This window comes from Spongiactinospora sp. TRM90649 (genome assembly GCF_029382225.1).
Classification (GTDB): Bacteria; Actinomycetota; Actinomycetes; order Streptosporangiales; family Streptosporangiaceae; genus Spongiactinospora.
In genome coordinates this window covers 43,072-59,557 of the sequence record NZ_JARLTC010000013.1, presented here as the reverse complement: position 1 = coordinate 59,557, position 16,486 = coordinate 43,072, and the positions used below count along the sequence as shown (strand labels likewise).

Annotated in this window: 16 protein-coding genes; 7 read left to right on the top strand and 9 right to left on the bottom strand. The window is 70.2% G+C overall.

The window, feature by feature from the left end:
- Window positions 1-98 precede the first annotated feature (98 nt).
- Window positions 99-1,190 (bottom strand): LacI family DNA-binding transcriptional regulator, encoded by a 1,092-nt coding sequence (locus P3X83_RS17855; RefSeq protein ID WP_277306236.1) that lies wholly within the window; start codon window positions 1,188-1,190, stop codon window positions 99-101.
- Between the two features lie 232 nt (window positions 1,191-1,422).
- Between P3X83_RS17855 and P3X83_RS17850 the strand changes: the two genes are divergently transcribed.
- On the top strand, window positions 1,423-2,103 hold the full coding sequence (locus P3X83_RS17850; RefSeq protein WP_277306235.1) for a TetR/AcrR family transcriptional regulator: 681 nt from the start codon (window positions 1,423-1,425) through the stop codon (window positions 2,101-2,103).
- A gap of 605 nt (window positions 2,104-2,708) precedes the next feature.
- On the opposite strand, the gene bldC is transcribed toward P3X83_RS17850, so the two are convergent.
- Window positions 2,709-2,912 (bottom strand): developmental transcriptional regulator BldC, encoded by a 204-nt coding sequence (bldC, locus tag P3X83_RS17845; RefSeq protein ID WP_013133571.1) that lies wholly within the window; start codon window positions 2,910-2,912, stop codon window positions 2,709-2,711.
- Window positions 2,913-3,234: 322 nt separating this feature from the next.
- On the bottom strand, window positions 3,235-4,146 hold the full coding sequence (locus tag P3X83_RS17840) for a hypothetical protein (RefSeq protein WP_277306234.1): 912 nt from the start codon (window positions 4,144-4,146) through the stop codon (window positions 3,235-3,237).
- 115 nt (window positions 4,147-4,261) lie between these two features.
- On the opposite strand from P3X83_RS17840, the gene P3X83_RS17835 reads away from it, so the two are divergent.
- The gene (locus tag P3X83_RS17835; protein WP_277306233.1) at window positions 4,262-5,365 is read left to right on the top strand and encodes a Glu/Leu/Phe/Val dehydrogenase dimerization domain-containing protein; all 1,104 of its coding nucleotides are present in this window, start codon (window positions 4,262-4,264) and stop codon (window positions 5,363-5,365) included.
- 151 nt (window positions 5,366-5,516) lie between these two features.
- Window positions 5,517-5,750: a DUF3073 domain-containing protein gene (locus tag P3X83_RS17830; protein ID WP_277306232.1), complete on the top strand. Its 234-nt coding sequence runs from the start codon at window positions 5,517-5,519 to the stop codon at window positions 5,748-5,750.
- Between the two features lie 190 nt (window positions 5,751-5,940).
- Here P3X83_RS17830 and purM read toward each other — a convergent pair whose 3' ends face one another.
- Genes purM through P3X83_RS17810 form a run of 4 tightly spaced genes read right to left on the bottom strand, consistent with a single transcriptional unit; the run spans window position 5,941 to window position 9,711 of the window.
- A complete protein-coding gene (gene purM / locus P3X83_RS17825; RefSeq protein WP_277306231.1) occupies window positions 5,941-6,966 on the bottom strand; it encodes a phosphoribosylformylglycinamidine cyclo-ligase in 1,026 nt (341 codons plus the stop codon).
- Window positions 6,966-8,405, bottom strand: a complete 1,440-nt coding sequence (gene purF, locus P3X83_RS17820; RefSeq protein WP_277306230.1) for an amidophosphoribosyltransferase — start codon at window positions 8,403-8,405, stop codon at window positions 6,966-6,968. The genes purM and purF overlap by 1 nt, the downstream gene beginning before the upstream one ends.
- A gap of 43 nt (window positions 8,406-8,448) precedes the next feature.
- Complete coding sequence (locus P3X83_RS17815; protein WP_277306229.1) at window positions 8,449-9,228, bottom strand: SDR family oxidoreductase; 780 nt, start codon at window positions 9,226-9,228, stop codon at window positions 8,449-8,451.
- 39 nt (window positions 9,229-9,267) lie between these two features.
- Window positions 9,268-9,711: a MarR family transcriptional regulator gene (locus P3X83_RS17810; RefSeq protein ID WP_277306228.1), complete on the bottom strand. Its 444-nt coding sequence runs from the start codon at window positions 9,709-9,711 to the stop codon at window positions 9,268-9,270.
- A gap of 156 nt (window positions 9,712-9,867) precedes the next feature.
- Here P3X83_RS17810 and P3X83_RS17805 point away from each other — a divergent pair, with 156 nt between their 5' ends.
- The gene (locus P3X83_RS17805) at window positions 9,868-10,974 is read left to right on the top strand and encodes a hypothetical protein (RefSeq protein ID WP_277306227.1); all 1,107 of its coding nucleotides are present in this window, start codon (window positions 9,868-9,870) and stop codon (window positions 10,972-10,974) included.
- Between the two features lie 37 nt (window positions 10,975-11,011).
- On the opposite strand, the gene P3X83_RS17800 is transcribed toward P3X83_RS17805, so the two are convergent.
- On the bottom strand, window positions 11,012-11,467 hold the full coding sequence (locus tag P3X83_RS17800; RefSeq protein WP_277306403.1) for a sterol carrier family protein: 456 nt from the start codon (window positions 11,465-11,467) through the stop codon (window positions 11,012-11,014).
- Between the two features lie 109 nt (window positions 11,468-11,576).
- On the opposite strand from P3X83_RS17800, the gene P3X83_RS17795 reads away from it, so the two are divergent.
- Window positions 11,577-13,685 carry a PhoX family phosphatase gene (locus tag P3X83_RS17795; RefSeq protein WP_277306226.1) on the top strand — a complete coding sequence of 703 codons (2,109 nt, stop codon included), beginning with the start codon at window positions 11,577-11,579 and terminating at the stop codon, window positions 13,683-13,685.
- 84 nt (window positions 13,686-13,769) lie between these two features.
- Here the strand turns inward: P3X83_RS17795 and P3X83_RS17790 are convergent, their stop codons facing one another.
- The gene (locus P3X83_RS17790) at window positions 13,770-14,540 is read right to left on the bottom strand and encodes a SigB/SigF/SigG family RNA polymerase sigma factor (protein ID WP_277306225.1); all 771 of its coding nucleotides are present in this window, start codon (window positions 14,538-14,540) and stop codon (window positions 13,770-13,772) included.
- A 250-nt stretch (window positions 14,541-14,790) separates the two neighbouring features.
- On the opposite strand from P3X83_RS17790, the gene P3X83_RS17785 reads away from it, so the two are divergent.
- Together P3X83_RS17785 and P3X83_RS17780 are read left to right on the top strand one after the other, a co-directional pair.
- Window positions 14,791-15,768 (top strand): histidine kinase, encoded by a 978-nt coding sequence (locus tag P3X83_RS17785; protein ID WP_277306224.1) that lies wholly within the window; start codon window positions 14,791-14,793, stop codon window positions 15,766-15,768.
- Window positions 15,765-16,439: a response regulator transcription factor gene (locus P3X83_RS17780; protein WP_277306223.1), complete on the top strand. Its 675-nt coding sequence runs from the start codon at window positions 15,765-15,767 to the stop codon at window positions 16,437-16,439. The genes P3X83_RS17785 and P3X83_RS17780 overlap by 4 nt, the downstream gene beginning before the upstream one ends.
- Window positions 16,440-16,486: the final 47 nt, after the last annotated feature.

Sequence of the window (16,486 nt, the reverse complement as noted above, 5' to 3'; positions counted from 1 at the left end):
CCGGCCTTGAGCATTCCTTTCCGTGCTCGCGAGGTCCGGTCCGTCCGGTGGTGTCGCCGGCGGGGTTTCGTGGGGGCAGCGTGCGGGGTACGGGCGGATCAGGCGGGGGCGGGGCCTGCGCTCCTCCGTACGACGAGCTTGGGGGTGACCTGGCGCATGCGCGAGACCTTGGCCGGATCGCCGATCCTGTCGCTGAGCAAGGCGGCGGCCGACCGGCCCATGGCGCGGCGCGGCTGGTCCACCGTGGTCAGCGAGATGTGGTGAACGCCCGAGAGGTGGCTGTTGTCATAGCCCACCACCGACAGATCCTCGGGCACCCGCAGGCCAAGCTCGCTCGCCGCGGTGAGCACGCCGAGCGCGGCCATGTCGTTCACCGCGAAGATCGCCGTGGGCCGCGGATCGCGGCTGAGCAGCGCGTGAGCCGCGCTCCTGCCGCTCTCCTCGGTGAAGTCGCCGTGCTCGACCATGATGTACGGCGCGAGCGCGTGCCTTCGCATCGCCACGAGATAGCCCTCGCACCTGAACCTGGCCGCCGAAGACCGCGCGCCCTCGATGTGCGCGATCCTGCGGTGCCCGAGCTGGGCGAGATAGTCCACGGCGAGCCGGGCGCCCAGCTCGTCGTCGTCGACCACTATGTCCACGCCTTCGAGCTCGGTGTGGCGCTCGCCGACCACGACGGTCGGCGTGTAGGACGTGGCCTCGATGAGGGTGGCGCTCATCGGCGCGATGCCGAGCAGCACCAGTCCGTCCACCCGGAGTTCGAGAAACGCCTCGACGGCCTCGTCCTCCAGTGTGGGCTCCCACTGGCTGTTGCCGATCAGTAGCCGTAACCCATCGCCGTGCAGGCTCTCCTGCAGGCCGTCGAGGAACTCGGCGTAGAACGGGTTGTGCAGGTCGGCGACGAGCGCGCCGACCAGATGGGTCCGGCCTTCGACCAGACTGCGGGCCACGGCGTTGGGGCGATAGCCGAGCTCCCGTGCCGCCTGCAGCACAGCCTGACGGCGATGCTCGCTGACGTGAGGGGATCCGCGGAGCACCAGCGACACCAGCGATTTGGAGACGCCTGCGCGCTCGGCGACATTGCGGATCGTGGGCCGGGGACGCGGCTGCCCGTAGCCCTCGGACGCTACGGCCCCGGCCAGATCCCTGGCTCGGGTCGTGGTGGTGATATTGACGGGCGGTCCTGACATGTGTCTCCCCGCGGAGCGTGGATGGGCACCTGCCACACCAAACGATCGAGTTACGCGCAGGGTACGGGCAAGCAACGGGGAAGCGTGATTTCCATTGGACCGATCTGGAATCGTCCCAGGTGCGCTGTGAGCGGGGACCGAACTGTTCGTCAAAACTTCAAGGAAACGCTCTGCCGTTAATGCGGGGATCGGCCGGGAACGGCATGCGTGTTCACTCCGATATCGTCGAGTTGTGGGTGCCACCTCCGAAGCCGCCGAACAGGGCCAGGCCCGGAGGGCGAAACCCGCCTCCGCGCCACGCCCTCCGCGCCGCAGACTCACGGTCGACCGCCGCCGCCAGGAACTGATCGACGCAGCCCTCTGGCTCTTCAGCGAACACGACGCCGAGAACGTCTCCATCGACGACGTCGCCGCCGCGGCGGGCGCTTCCCGCGCACTCGTCTATCACTATTTCGGCGGCAAACATGAGCTATACCTGGCGGCCCTGAAGAACGCCGCTGAGCAGCTGGAAGAACGGCTCCGGATGGTCGAGGGCGGACGCCCGCTCGACGCTCTGGCGAGCGGCCTCGGCCGCTACTTCGACTTCGTGGAAGAACACGCGACGGGTTTCGCCGCCCTCCTGCGCGGCGGCCCTGCCAACCGCAGCGGCGAGGTCGGCGAGATCGCCGAAGGAGTACGGCGGTTCCTGCTCCGGCTCATCATGGAGAAGACCGGCGTTACCGAGCCGGGACCACTGCTGCGGATCACCCTCCGCTCCTGGATCGCCTCCGTCGAGACGGCGGGCCTCGACTGGCTGGAACACCGCGACATCGACCGCCCGTCCCTCGAACGCCTCCTCGTCGACCAGATGCTCGCCCTCCTCACCGCCGCCGCCCACCAGGACCCGGCCATCCAGCGCATCCTCCCCGCCTGACTCCCACGCCCACCCCAAATGCAGGTGCGTTCGCCTCCCCCATCCGCACACGCATTCCCCGGAGGCATCAGATGAGCGTGTGGTCGGCGCTGCTGGAGGGAACCGGCATGTCCTCGGCGGCATGAGTCCGCCTGCGCGATCTCACGCGAGGGCCTTCTGGCGTACGGCGCTCGCGGCGGCGCGAGCGTGAGGTGGGTGCCTCAGGCGCCGTGGGTGGGGCGGGCTCCCCGGCCGTCGGGGGTGACGGCCGGTGGGCGCGGTGGGTGGAGCCGCGTGGTCGGTGCTTGGTGGGACGTGGGACCGGCTGGGGGCTGGTCGATCACTCGGGGTGACGGGGGGCTCGTCGATATGGGTGGAGCGGGGTGGTAAGCCCGGGCCGCGCGCCTGGGCGGGGCGGCGGGGCCGGGCTCGGGTTCAAGCCTTTGGGTGAAGGGAGGTTGGCGGATGTGGCGGTGGCGGTGGGATGGAGGTTCGGTGACCGGGACCGCGGTGGGTCGGTGGCGGGGGCTTCCTCTGTTGGCAGGGGGTGGGCCCCCAGTGGGGCGGCGCCGGGCGGGCGGCGCCGCTGATTCCCCTGGGGCTGACGGTCTCCGTCCTCCTCGCTCCTACTCCGAGCGCTGCTGCGGAATGCCCGCGAGCAGCGCCCGGACCTCGGTCTCCCGGTAGCGCCGGTGACCGCCGAGGGTGCGGATGGACGTCAACTTGCCCGCCTTGGCCCACCGGGTAACGGTCTTGGGGTCGACGCGGAACATGGTGGCGACCTCTGCCGGCGTGAGCAGTGGCTCGGCCTCGGGTGTACGAGCTGACATTAGTGCGGCCTCTCCTCCGTGTGGATCGGCGAGCGATCCCTGCGACTGCGTTTGCGCTTGTCACGGATGTCCCCCTATGGCCCTTCGCGTGCGGCTTTCCCGGACCATATGCGGCATCACCCGATGTGACCATACAGCCACGTAGAGCGATTGGCGAGCCCTTCTGGGGCCCAACTAGGTGTCCACGCGGTGATGTCACGCTCGGTGATTCTAGCGACACGTTTCGTGGTATCGCAGTGAAAACGGCAAACTACTCAGTTCGCAGATGCGTGGCTGGGAGTCACCTGACCAACAGATGCAGGTCAGAGCGACGATTTGGGGCTCAGTTGGCAGATTCCAGGACCTGGATTGACTTCCACCTGAGGATGACCCTCTGATACATGGCGAAAGCAAGTTCTTCTTGACCTGTGTCCAGGCCGGTCAGGGCCGCCGCCAGTTCGGCCACCGACTGGTCGCTGCGCAGGGTGTCGTCGTCCATCAGGTGCACGAGCCCGCCGTAGTCCAGCTCGACAAGTGAGTGCGGGTGGAACTCCTCCAGCCAGCGCCCGATCTCCTCTACCTCCGTGGTGGTCGGCACCTCGCCGACGTGCTTGCGGATCACGTTGAGTGCCCGTGCGACCCTCCGCCGGGCCTGGGCCATGGACGTCACGTAGATCAGCGTCCGGGTCGGCAGGGTGGTGGGCGTGGTGGTCGAGGAGGCCGGGGCCACGCCGCTCTCCTGGCCGTTCTCCGGCGGGCTTCCGGGCGTGCCGTCCAGGACGAGCCAGCGCTCGGCCCCGTCGAAAGGCACCAGCCAGGACGTGGGAACGTGCCATGTCGAGGTGTGGATGTGAGTACGGAGCGCCTCCGAGCCGCCTCCCTTCTTGAAGCGGTCGAAGTCGTCGGCGGTCTGCTCCACGATGGCCTTGGGCACGAACCGGTCCATCAGCTTGACCGGGGTGCTCCCGCGAAAGCGCGAGAACGCCAGCCAGGAGCGCAGCCTGCTCTGCCAGGGGCAGATGTAGAGGACCTCGTCGACCCTCCGCAGGTAGGCGTTGTCGCTCTCCTGGGCGGGGGCGGGCAGCGGAGGCACGCCGAGCAGACGGCGGACCGACTCGACCTGCTCGGCGCGCAGGGCGCCCGCGCGGCGTGGGCGGTCGGGCGATGCCGCGTAGGCGTCCCAGTTGCGCCTGTCGGGCTCGGGGAACGCGCTCAGCGGCTCGTAGACGCGAAGGTACGCGGCATAGGGCAGCACGATGGCATCGTGTCATGAAGGACCCCTTGTTGTCCGGTATCACAGGCGCGCATGCGGTTACGCTGAGGGTGATCTCCGCCGCGAAGGCCGGCGGACCGGACCGGGAGTCACCACCGTGACCGACGTCTTCGGGGTGTCCCAAAAGGACACAAGCCCCACCAGTGGCCAGGCCGCGCACGAGCAGGTCGTCTTCTGCTCGGACGAGCGCAGCGGCCTGCGTGCCATCATCGCCATCTACAACACCGCACTCGGACCGAGCCTGGGCGGCACCAGGTTCTACCCCTACGAAAGCGAGCAGGCGGCCTTGGCCGACGTGCTCAACCTGTCCCGGGCGATGGCCTACAAGGCCGCGCTGGCCGGCCTCGACCTCGGGGGCGGCAAGGCCGTGATCATCGGCGATCCGTCCAGGGACAAGTCGGAGGCGTTGCTGCGCGCCTACGGCCGATTCATCGAGACGCTCAACGGGCGCTACATCACCGCTTGCGACGTCGGCACCTACAGCGAGGACATGGACGTCATCGCACGTGAGAGTCCGCACGTGACCGGCCGTACCCTCGCGTACGGCGGAGCGGGCGACTCCTCCATCCTGACGGCCTTCGGCGTGTTCCAGGGCATGCGCGCCGCCGCCCAGCACAAGTTCGGCACGCCGTCCCTGAGCGGCCGGCGGGTCGGCGTCGAGGGCGTAGGCAAGGTGGGACACCGGCTGGTCGACCACCTGGTCGAGGAGGGGGCCGAGGTCTCGATCTGCGAGCCGAGGAAGGACGCCGTCCAGCGCGTCCTGGCGCGGCATCCGCACGTGAAGGTGCTCGCCGACCAGTCCGCGATGATCGACGCGGACCTCGACATATACGCTCCGTGCGCGCTCGGCGGCTCGCTGAACGACGACACGGTGCCGCGGCTGCGCGCCGGGATCGTCTGTGGCGGCGCCAACAACCAGCTCGCCCATCTCGGCGTGGAGAAGCAACTCGCCGAGCGGGGCATCCTTTACGCGCCCGACTACCTCGTCAACTCCGGCGGGGTGATCCAGGTGGCCGACGAGATCGGCGGCTTCGACATGACGCGGGCACGGGCAAAGGCGTCCCAGATCTTCGACACGACTCTCAAGATTTTCGCGATAGCCGCAGAGGAGGGGGTCCCTCCCGCCGTCGCAGCCGATAGGCTAGCCGAGCGCAGAATGTCGGAAGTCGGGCGGATTAGGGCCATTTGGTTGGGCCACTGATGGCCCGCGCCCATACGGCGTACCGAGCTGAGCGCAAAACAGGTACGGTAATAGGCGAACGAGGAGCTGACGCCGGAAGTCAGGTGGCGTCAGTGCGTGGTGCGTTAGCGACGAGGGGTCGGGTACGACCCCGCATGAGGGGGTCGAGCCGATGGGGCGCGGCCGAGCCAAGGCCAAGCAGGTGAAGGTTGCCCGCCAGTTGAAGTACAACAGCGGCGGCACCGATCTTGATCGTCTTCGCGAGGAGCTCGTGACTAGCAACGACTCCGACCACGACGACGACGCTTTTGAGTCAAAGGACGAGGTCGACGATCGGTACGCCGATTACGCCGACGTCTACGGCGACGACGATGACCGCGACGGCGGGCCGTCTCGACGCGGCTAGACGAATCCTCAGCCCGCGAGAGTGAGGCACCCGGGAGGCGCAGCCACCGGGTGTCTTCCTCCATCGGCTGCGGTTTCTCCAGTGTCCTGCACACATACGGTAAACCGCGCTCCGGGATCTGCCAGGTCCCGGGGCGCGTTTCGCCGTTTTCGAAGCCCGGAACCTCGGCGGCCCGGACCACTACGGGGGCTCAGCCGTACGAAGCCCGGCCCTCGCCCGGCACGATCTCGCCGAGCACCCACGCGGGCACCCCGCGCTCGGCCAGCAGCTCCAGCGCCGGATCGACCGACGCGGGCGGCACGACCGCGCACATGCCGACACCGAGGTTGAACGTCTGGTCCATGTCCGCCTGGGCGACGCCGCCGCGCCCGGCGAGCACGCCGAAGATCGGCTGCGGGGTCCACGAGGAGCGGTCGAGCACGGCGTCGAGCCCGGCGGGCAGCGACCTGGCCAGGTTGGCGGTCAGTCCGCCACCGGTGATGTGCGCGTACGCGTGCACCTCATGCGCCCGCGTCAGGGCCACGCAGTCGGAGGAGTAGATCCGCGTCGGCTCCAGCAGCTCCTCGCCGAGCGTGCGGCCCAGCTCCGGAATCTCCTGCTCAAGCGTCAGCCCGGCCGCCTTCACGATGTGCCGGACCAGCGAGTAGCCGTTGGAGTGGACGCCGCTGGACGCCAGCGCCAGCACGACGTCGCCCGCCCGCACCCGCTCGGGGCCGAGCAGCGCGTCGGCCTCCACCACGCCGGTGCCCGCGCCCGCCAGGTCGTACTCGTCGGGGCCCAGGGCGCCGGGGTGCTCGGCCGTCTCGCCGCCGACCAGCGCGCACCCGGCCAGGCGGCAGCCCTCGGCGACGCCGCCCACGATGTCGGCGATCCGCTCGGGGACGACCTTGCCGCAGGCGATGTAGTCGGTCATGAACAGCGGCTCCGCGCCGCACACCACCAGGTCGTCCACGACCATGCCGACCAGGTCCTGCCCGATCGTGTCGTGCTTGCCGAGCGCCTGGGCGATCATGACCTTGGTGCCGACTCCGTCGGTGGAGGTGGCCATCAGCGGCCGGGTGTAGCCGCGCAGCGCCGAGACGTCGAACAGACCGGCGAACCCGCTCGGGTCGTCGACCACCTCGGGACGGCGCGACATCGCGACCTTCGACTTCATCAGCTGGACGGCGCGGTCGCCCGCCTCGATGTCCACGCCCGCGGCGGCGTAGGTGCTCATCAAGCGTCTACCTCCTCAAGCAGGTACTTGCCCAGGCTGTCGTCTTCGACGGGGATCGGGTAGGAGCCGTCGAAGCAGGCCCGGCACAGGCGCCCGGCGGGGATCGTGGTCGCCGCGGTCAGCTCGTCGAGCGAGATGTAGCCGAGCGAGTCGGCGCCGAGCGAGGCGCGGATCTCCTCCACCGACAGCGAGCCCGCGATCAGCTCGGCCCGGGTGGCGAAGTCGATGCCGTAGAAGCACGGCCAGGCCACGGGCGGTGAGGAGATGCGCACATGGACCTCGGTCGCGCCCGCCTCGCGGAGCATCCGCACGATCGCGCGCTGGGTGTTGCCGCGCACGATCGAGTCGTCCACGACCACCAGGCGCTTGCCCGCGATCACCTCGCGCAGCGGGTTCAGCTTCAGGCGGATGCCGAGCTGGCGGATGGTCTGGGACGGCTGGATGAAGGTGCGCCCGACGTAGGAGTTCTTCACCAGGCCCTGGCCGTACGGGATGCCGCTGGCCTCGGCGTAGCCGATCGCGGCCGGGGTGCCCGACTCGGGGGTCGGGATGACCAGGTCGGCCTCGACCGGGTGCTCGCGGGCCAGCCGGCGGCCGACCTCGACGCGGGTGGCCTGCACGCCGCGCCCGGCGATGGTGGTGTCGGGACGGGCCAGGTAGACGTACTCGAACAGGCAGCCCTTGGGGTCGGCGGGAGCGAACCGGCGCGAGCGCACGCCGCGCTCGTCGATGGTCAGCATCTCGCCGGGCTCGATCTCGCGGACGAACGCCGCGCCGACGATGTCGAGGGCGGCGGTCTCGGAGGCGACGACCCAGCCCTGCTCCAGACGGCCCAGCACCATCGGGCGGATGCCCTGCGGGTCGCGGGCCGCGTAGAGGGTCTTCTCGTCCATGAACACCAGCGAGTAGGCGCCCTTGACCTGCGGCAGCAGGCTGGCCGCGGCGTCTTCCACGGAGCGGTCGCGGTCTTGCGCGAGCAGCGCGGTCAGCACCTCGGTGTCGGAGGTCGCCTTGATCGAGCCGGGCGCCAGCCGCGCGGCCAGCTCGGCGGTGTTGATCAGGTTGCCGTTGTGGGCGAGCGCGAGCCCGCCCTCTTCGGTGGAGCTGAGGGTGGGCTGCGCGTTCTCCCACACGCTCGACCCGGTGGTGGAGTATCGGCAGTGCCCGATCGCGATGTGGCCGCGCAACGTGCTCAGCACGGACTCGTCGAAGACCTGGGCCACCAGGCCCATGTCCTTGTAGACGAGGATGCGGTGGCCCTCGCTGACGGCGATGCCCGCGGACTCCTGGCCGCGATGCTGCAACGCGTACAGCCCGTAGTAGGTGAGTTTGGAGACTTCCTCCCCCGAGGCCCAGACGCCGAAGACACCGCAGGCGTCCTGCGGAGCACGGTCTTGGGGGTCAAGGTCATGGCCCAACCGGCCGTCGCCTTTTAGCACGTGCTTCAGTCTAAGTCGGGCCGTTCTGAGCTCGCGCCAGGGGTCACATGGTGTGAACCGTGCGCCCGGCATTGGAACCGTCCCTGACCACCTCACCTGTGAGGTTTCCGTTGGCGGGGGAGCCAAGGTAAAGAATCAGGCCGGCCACGTCGTCGGTGGACGACAGGCGCCGGGACGGCGTGCGCGCGGCGATGGCGTCGAACAGTTCGTCGGCGAACGGCCGTTCGCGCTCGGTGTGGGTGAGACCGGCGGCGACGACGTTGACGAGCACGCCGTCGGGGCCTGCCTCCCAGGCGAGCGCGCGGGCCATGCCGTGCAGCGCGCTCTTGGCGGTGCCGTACGGGCCGGGGCCGGGTACGCCCTCCTCGGCGATGCCGGAGGAGACCAGGACGATGCGGCCGAAGCCCCGGGCCCGCATGCCGGGTAGGACGGCCCGCGCCAGCAGCGCGTTGCCCACCACGTTGGCGTGCATCGCCGCCGTCCACTCGGCGGCTGGCACATCCTCGAAGCGCATGCTGCCGGGCCTGATGGTGCCCCAGCGGACGGCATTGGCCACCAGGACGTCCACTGTGCCCCAGTGGCCCCTGACGGCCTCTACAGCGGCCTGAATGGTCTCGTGGCGCTCTAGGTCCAGATGGACGGTCAACGCCTCTCCACCGGCCTCCTGGACGCGTTTGGCGACCTCTGTGGCGCGCTCGGGGCCGGTGTTGTAGGTCAGCGCGACCCTGGCGCCCTCACGCCCGTAGGCGACGGCCGTGGCCGCGCCGATGCCCGCGGACGCTCCGGTGACCAGGACGACCTTGTCGGTGAGTGCAGTACGCACGTTTCCCCCGTATGGTGATTTAGTCGGCTAATTAGCCAGCTAACCACACGGACGGTGCGGATGGAAAGCCGAGAGGGAGGAGGCCATCTTCGGCAGGATCGTCGCCACGGCGGCCCGCTCCTGGTCACTGAGCCCGCTGAGCATGCGTTCCTCGGCCCCGCGCCAGACGGCCTCCACCGGCTCGCGCAGCTCGTGACCGCGCTCGGTGAGGAACACCCGGATCATGCGACGGCGGCCGGGGTCGGGCTCACGGCGCACCACTCCGGCTCGCTCCAGCCGCTGGAGGGTCTTGGTCACCGTCGGCGGTTCCACGCCCAGGCGTTCGATCAGCTCGCTCTGCGTGATGCCGTCCTCGCGCCAGAGCTGGTTGAGCAGCATCTCCTGGCCCGCGTGCAGATCGAGTTCGGCCAGCCCGCTCGCGATGAGGTTGCGGAAGGGCTTCATGACCTGCAGGAGCGCATAGGCCTGGGTCTCGTCGAGCATGCGTTCATCTTGCCCGCGAGGGGCCTTTCTCGCCCCTTTGGGGAGAGATGTCGAAGGATCGCCCGGGCTTTGCCGTGTCCGCGCGGGGTTCGGCGGGGGCGCGGGCGAAGGTGAGGGGTACCGGCATGCCTGTTCGAAGGTCGGGAGATCGAAGACGTGACAACACCAGGGGACCCCAACCGGCCGGAGTCCGAGCGGGACCCGGACCCCGACGAGCCCGGCCATGAGCGGCCGGAGCGTCCGGAGCGGCCAGAGGACTCGGAGGGCACGGACGAGACCCGCGCGTACCCCGTGCCCGGCACGAAGCCTCCGTCCTATCCCGGCTGGGAGGACGCCCCCAACGGCGACCACGAGAACGAACACGGCCAGGAGCCCCCGGTCTCGCAACAACCGTCCCGCTACGACCAGCCCCCACCCGCCACCTCGCCCCAACCGGACGAACCCGGCACCCCATGGACCCCACCGGGCCGCGCGGGAGTGTACGGCGGGCCCGGCACGGCCTCCGGCCGTTCCCACGAATACGGCGATTGGGGAGCACCCCCTGAAGGGCCCGGAGAGTACGGCGAGCGAGGCACGCCCGCAGGCCGTTCCGACGAGTACGACGAGGGCGGCGCCGCCTCCGATGGGCGCAGGGCCTACGGGGAGCAGGCCGAGCCACCTGACCAGCCCGGCGGCCCTGGTCAAGCCGGTGGTCCCGGTGAATCGGGGCAACCCGAGCAGGCGGGTCAGTACGGCTACCCAGGTCAGCCGAGCGCCGGTCAGCCCGGTGGTGCCGGTCAGCCGGGGCAGGGGGGGTATCCGGGGACGCCGGGTTATCCCGGGCAGGCTGGGGCCGAAGGGCATGGGCGGCCGCCCTCCTATCCGCCGCAACCTCCGTATGGCACCGGCGGCGGGGGTGCCGGGGGCGGCGGGGGTGAGTACGGGGCGCCCTACGGTGCGCCTCGGCGTGGGGGTGGGTTCGGTACGACCGCGCTGGTGCTAGGCATCATGAGCCTGTTCCTGCTCTTCCTGTGCGGGCTCGGCGTGATCGTCGCGATCGTCGGCATCATCTTCGGGATCATCGCGCTGACCCGCCGCGCCAACACCGGCCGGGCCTGGGTCGGGATCGCCCTGAGCGTGCTCACGCTGATCCTCGCCGTCGCCCTGTTCACCTGGTTCTACACGAACTTCAGCGAGTGCATGCGGCTGCCCACCCAGGAGCAGGCCCAGCGCTGCGTGGAGATCAAACTCGGTGTCCAGCCGGGCGAGATGTCGGGGGAGTAGGAACCGAAAGGCCGAAGCCCCAGACGAGACCGCCCGCTCAGCGCACCGGGAGGTACTCGGACAGGTCTGCCCGTGCCCCGCTGGCGTCGATCCGGCCCTGCGCCGTCGCGTCCGCCCAGGTCAGCGCGCCGGTGGCCAGTTCGAGCCAGGTACGCCCGTCCATTTCCACCACATTGGGCGGCGTGCCCCGCGTGTGGCGGGGGCCCTCCACGCACTGCACCGCCGCGTAGGGCGGCACCCGCACCTCGACGGATCGCCCCGGCGCGGTCGAGGCCAGCCGGTCGAGCAGGTGGCGGACGGCATAGCGCGCCGCCTCCCGTTCCGGCCGCAGCCCGCGCTCGTAGGCCCGCAGTACCGCGGGCACGCACGCGCCCAGCATCGTCCCGGCGTTGTCCGGCCCGTCGTAGGCGGGTTCGTCGAGGACGGCGAGCTGGGCGTCGAGCGCCGCGCGGACCTTGTCGGGGGCGGGCTTCAGCGGTGGCACGCCACCCATCATGCCCTGGTCCCAACGGTTCATCGATCGGGCAGGCATCGTTCACCCGAGGTTCGGACGGCGACCGTAGCGTCCCGGCGGGATAACTCGTGAAAAATTTGGAGGATCGGTGGCCAATCCCTCGCCGCGCGGGCTGCTGCCGCTGCTGACGACCCAGCATCAGGCCGGTCGAAGCGCGCTCACCTGCCAGTTCCGCTGCGGTAACGCCTGCTCGCACGACGTACCCAACACGACCGAGAACCGATACTTCGGTGACATCGTCGCCGAGGCCCTGTCCCGCCGGGGGGTTCTCCGGGCCGGGGCTCTCGGCGCGCTCGCCGTGGGCGCCGGCGCCACCACCCTCACGGCGGCGGCCGTCCCCGCCATGGCCTCCACGAACCCGGCGGACCCGGACGTCGCGGGGCTCGCGGGCGACCGGGGACACGGCGGCGGCAACGGCTCGCTGCGCTTCACCGCCGTTCCGCCGAACACCGACGACAAGCTGACCGTGCCCGAGGGCTACCGCTCGGCCGTCGTGGTGCGCTGGGGCGACCCGGTGCTGCCGGGCGCGCCGGAGTTCGACTTCGACAACCAGACCGCCGCGGCCCAGGCCGCGCAGTTCGGCTACAACTGCGACTTCGTGGCGATCTTCCCGCTCGGCGGCAAGGACCGCGCGCTGCTGTGGGTCAACCACGAGTACACCGACGAGGCGCTCATGTTCCGCGGTTACACCGACGGGACGGCGGCCACGGAGGAGCAGATCAGGATCGGGCTGGCCGCGCACGGCGGGTCCGTCGCGGAGATCGAGCGGGTCGGCCGTACGGGGCAGTGGCGGCTGGTCACCAAGGGCCGCCGCCGCTACAACCGCCGGATCACGGCGCAGACCCCGATGCGGTTCAGCGGCCCGGCGGCGGGTTCTGCCCTGCTGCGGACGGCGGCCGACCCGAAGGGCGTGGCCCCGATCGGCACGATCAACAACTGCGCGGGGGGCTCCACCCCGTGGGGCACGATCCTGACCGCCGAGGAGAACTTCAACCAGTACTTCGTCGGCGGCAACGGCGTGCCAGAGGCGCAGAAGCCGTACCTGCAGCGGTACGGCGTGAGCGTGACCACCGCCATCCCCAGCGGAAGCCGTCGGTTCGACCGGATCGAGGAGCGCTTCGACCTCGCCAAGCACCCGAACGAGATCAACCGCTTCGGGTGGATCGTGGAGATCGACCCCTTCGACCCGGACTCCACCCCGATCAAGCGCACCGCGCTCGGCCGGTTCGCCCACGAGGCGGCCACCACCACCCTGTCCAGGGACGGCAGGCTCGTCGCCTACATGGGCGACGACTCCCGGTTCGAGTACATCTACAAGTTCGTGTCCAAGGACCGCTACATCCCCGGCTTCGACCGGCACAACCGCACCCTCCTGGACGAGGGCACCCTCTACGTGGCGCGGTTCACCGGCGACAGCCCGAAGAGCGAGATCGACGGCTCGGGACGCCTGCCCGCCGACGGCCTGTTCGACGGCTCCGGCGAGTGGATCCCGCTGGTCAGCGGTAAGAAGTCGTTCGTCGAGGGGATGACGGCCGAGGAGGTCCTCGTCTACACGCGCACGGCCGCCGACAAGGTGGGCGCGACCAAGATGGACCGCCCGGAGGACGTCGAGCGCAACCCGGTGACCGGCGGGATCTACGTCGCGCTCACCAACAACACCAACCGCACGGCGGCCCAGGTGGACGAGGCCAACCCGCGTCCGTCGAACAAGCACGGGCACGTCCTGGAGATCGTCGAGCGCCGCGACGACGCGGCGGCGAGCGCGTTCTCCTGGTCGCTTCCGCTGGTCTGCGGCGACCCGACCGACCCGACCACCTATTTCGCCGGGTTCGACAAGACCCAGGTCTCGCCGATCTCCTGCCCGGACAACGTGGCGTTCGACCGCGAGGGCAACCTGTGGATCTCCACCGACGGCAACGCGCTGGCCAAGAACGACGGCCTGTTCGCGATGCCGGTGACCGGGCGCGAGCGCGGGCACCTGCGGCAGTTCCTCACCGTGCCGGTGGGGGCGGAGACCTGCGGCCCGCTGGTGACCTCCGACGGGCTCAGCGTGTTCGTCGCGGTCCAGCACCCTGGCGAGACGAACGGCGCGAACCCCGACAACCCGTCCAGCCGCTGGCCGGACGGCGGTGACTCCCAGCCGCGTCCGTCCGTGGCGGTCGCCTGGCACGCCAAGGGCAGGAACATCGGCGCATAGCCAGATAGAGAGCGACGAAAACGACGCCGTCCGGGCCGATGGTCAAGGCCCGGACGGCGTCTTCTCCCCGCCCCCCCGGCGTGGTCAGTTGGACAGCGTGGTGCGCAGCTTGGTGAGCACGGCCCGCAGGATGCGGGAGACGTGCATCTGGGAGATGCCGAACTCGGCGGCGATCTCGGCCTGGGTCATGTTCCCGTAGAACCGCATGAGCAGGATGTTGCGCTCGCGGACCGGCAGCGCGTCGATGAGCGGCTTGACCGAGTGCCGGTCGAGCAGGGTGTCCAGCGACTCGTCCTGCGCGGGGAGGAAGTCGCTCAGGTCGGCGGCGTCCTCGCCGGAGCCGACCGGGGCGTCCAGGGACAGCGCGCTGTAGGCGCCGGACGCCTCCAGGGCGAGCAGCACGTCCTCCTCGGAGATCTTCATCCGGGCGGCCAGCTCGGCGACGGTGGGGGAGTGGCCCAGCGTCTGGGTCAGCTCGGCGGTGATCTTGTTGATCTCCAGGCGGCGCTCCTGGTAGACGCGCGGGACCTTGACGGCCCAGGTGCGGTCCCGGAAGTGGCGCTTGACCTCGCCCATCATGGTGATCATCGCGTAGCCCCTGAACTCATGGCCGAGCGCGCCGTCGAAGCCGTTGATGGCCTTCATCAGGCCGACGTAGGCGGCCTGGCGCAGGTCCTCCATGGGCTCGCCGCGGTAGCGGTAGCGGCGGGTGACGTCGGCGACCAGACCCTCGTGCATCTCCACCAGGCGCTCGCGGACGCGGACCCGCTCCAGCTCCGAGATCTCGGGCCTGGCCATCTCGGCCAGCAGGTCTTCGGCGGTCATCTGATCGATCGTGCGGTCCAGGACGGCCATTTCGCTGCTCCAGTCAGATTGTGAGCGGCCCCGTCCATGGAAAAAAGCCCATGCAGAGGCACGCCTCATTCGCGTGAGACGAAGCCCCTCTGCTGGACTTCGAGATCAAGAATGCCCCCGGATTCGGGACTCTCACCTGATCTCACATAACGGAAAGATAACGACTCCGACTTTCGGTGGGGGCGGGTGCGGCGGATCGTCGGATGTCCGCTCCAGAAGCGCTCGATAGTGTCGAACGCGTGAGAAGCACGTGAGAAACGGTGTGTTCCTAGCGGTGATCGCGGGATCCTGCCTGGTCAACGGCCTGTACATGGACCAGCCGCCGCTGTGGCGGCAGGCCCTCTTCGGCGTGTTCGCCGTGGTGGCCTACCTGCACGGACGCCACCTGCCAGTACGCCAGGGCGTGGTGATCCTGCTCGCCGCCGCCGTGCCGGGCGCGGGCATCGCCGTGGCGGCGGACTTCTGGGCGGGCGTCACCTCGCTGGTGGTCCTCGGGGTCTTCGTAGCGCTGCCGTGGCTGGCTGGACGCTTCCGCCGTCAGCAGGCCGAACTGGTACGGGTCAGCCGCGAACGGGCGGACCGGCTCGAACGCGAACGCGAGTTCGTCGCCGAGCGCGTCCGATACCGGGAGCGCGCCAGGATCGCCCAGGACATGCACGACTCTCTCGGGCACGACCTGGCGCTGATCGCGCTGCGGGCGGGGGCGCTGGAACTGGCCTCGGACATGGGCGAGCGGAACCGGGAGGCGGCGGCCCTGCTGCGCGCCTCGGCGGTCGCGGCGACCGAACGGCTAAGCCGTACGATCGGGGTGCTGCGCGAGGAACAGGCGCCCATCGAGCCGCCGGACGAGTCCGTCGAGGCGCTCGTGGCACGGGCGCGGGAGGCGGGCATGGCGGTCGATCTGCGCCGTGACGGGCCGTCCGAGGCGCTGCCCCCGCTGCTGGACCGGGCCGTCCACCGGGTGGTGCGGGAGTCGCTGACCAACGCGGCCCGCCACGCGCCCGGCGCCGACGTGCTGGTCCGTCTCGAACGCACCGCCGGGACCGTCACCGTCTCGGTCGTCAGCACCCCGGCCCGAGCCACGCCGCTCCCGCCGGGCGGCGGCACCGGTCTCGCGGGCCTGCGCGAACGCGTCCGCCTCCTCGGCGGCACCCTGCGCGCGGGCCCGAACTCCACCGGCTTCGCGGTGACCGCCAGCCTCCCTTCAAGCCCCGAGGACCAGCCATGACGCCGCAGGGCGGACCGATTCGCGTACTGCTGGCCGACGACGAGGCCATGATCCGGGCGGGCGTGCGAGCCATCCTGGCGGCCGACTCCGGCATCGAGGTGGTCGCCGAGGCCGCCGACGGCCGCGAGGCCGTGAACCTGGCGGTCGAGCACCGGCCCGACATCGTCCTGCTGGACATCCGCATGCCCCGGCTGGACGGCCTCGCCGCCGCCGCCGAACTCCGCACCGCCGCACCGGACGTCGCCGTGGTCATGCTCACCACCTTCGGCGAGGACGAGTACGTCGCCCGGGCCCTCGACGAGGGCGCGGACGGCTTCCTCCTGAAGGCCGCCGACCCCCGCGAACTGATCTTCGGCGTCCGCGCGGTCGCCTCCGGCGCGGCCTACCTCTCCCCGGCCATCACCCGCAAGGTCATCGCCCACCTCGGCACCGGCGAACTCTCCCGCACCACCAGGGCCCGCGCCCGCGCCGACACCCTCACCCCCCGCGAACGCGAGGTCCTCACCCTCCTCGGCCGAGGCATGTCCAACCAGGACATCGGCCGCGAACTCTTCCTCTCAGAAGGTACCGTCAAATCCCACGTCAGCGCCATCCTCTTCCGCCTGTCCCTGAACAACCGCGTCCAGGCCGCCATCCTCGCCCACGAAGCCGGCCTGACCAACGACGACTAGCCCGCGCGCGGGTATAGGGAATCCGAATACCTGGTCGCGTGCAGATA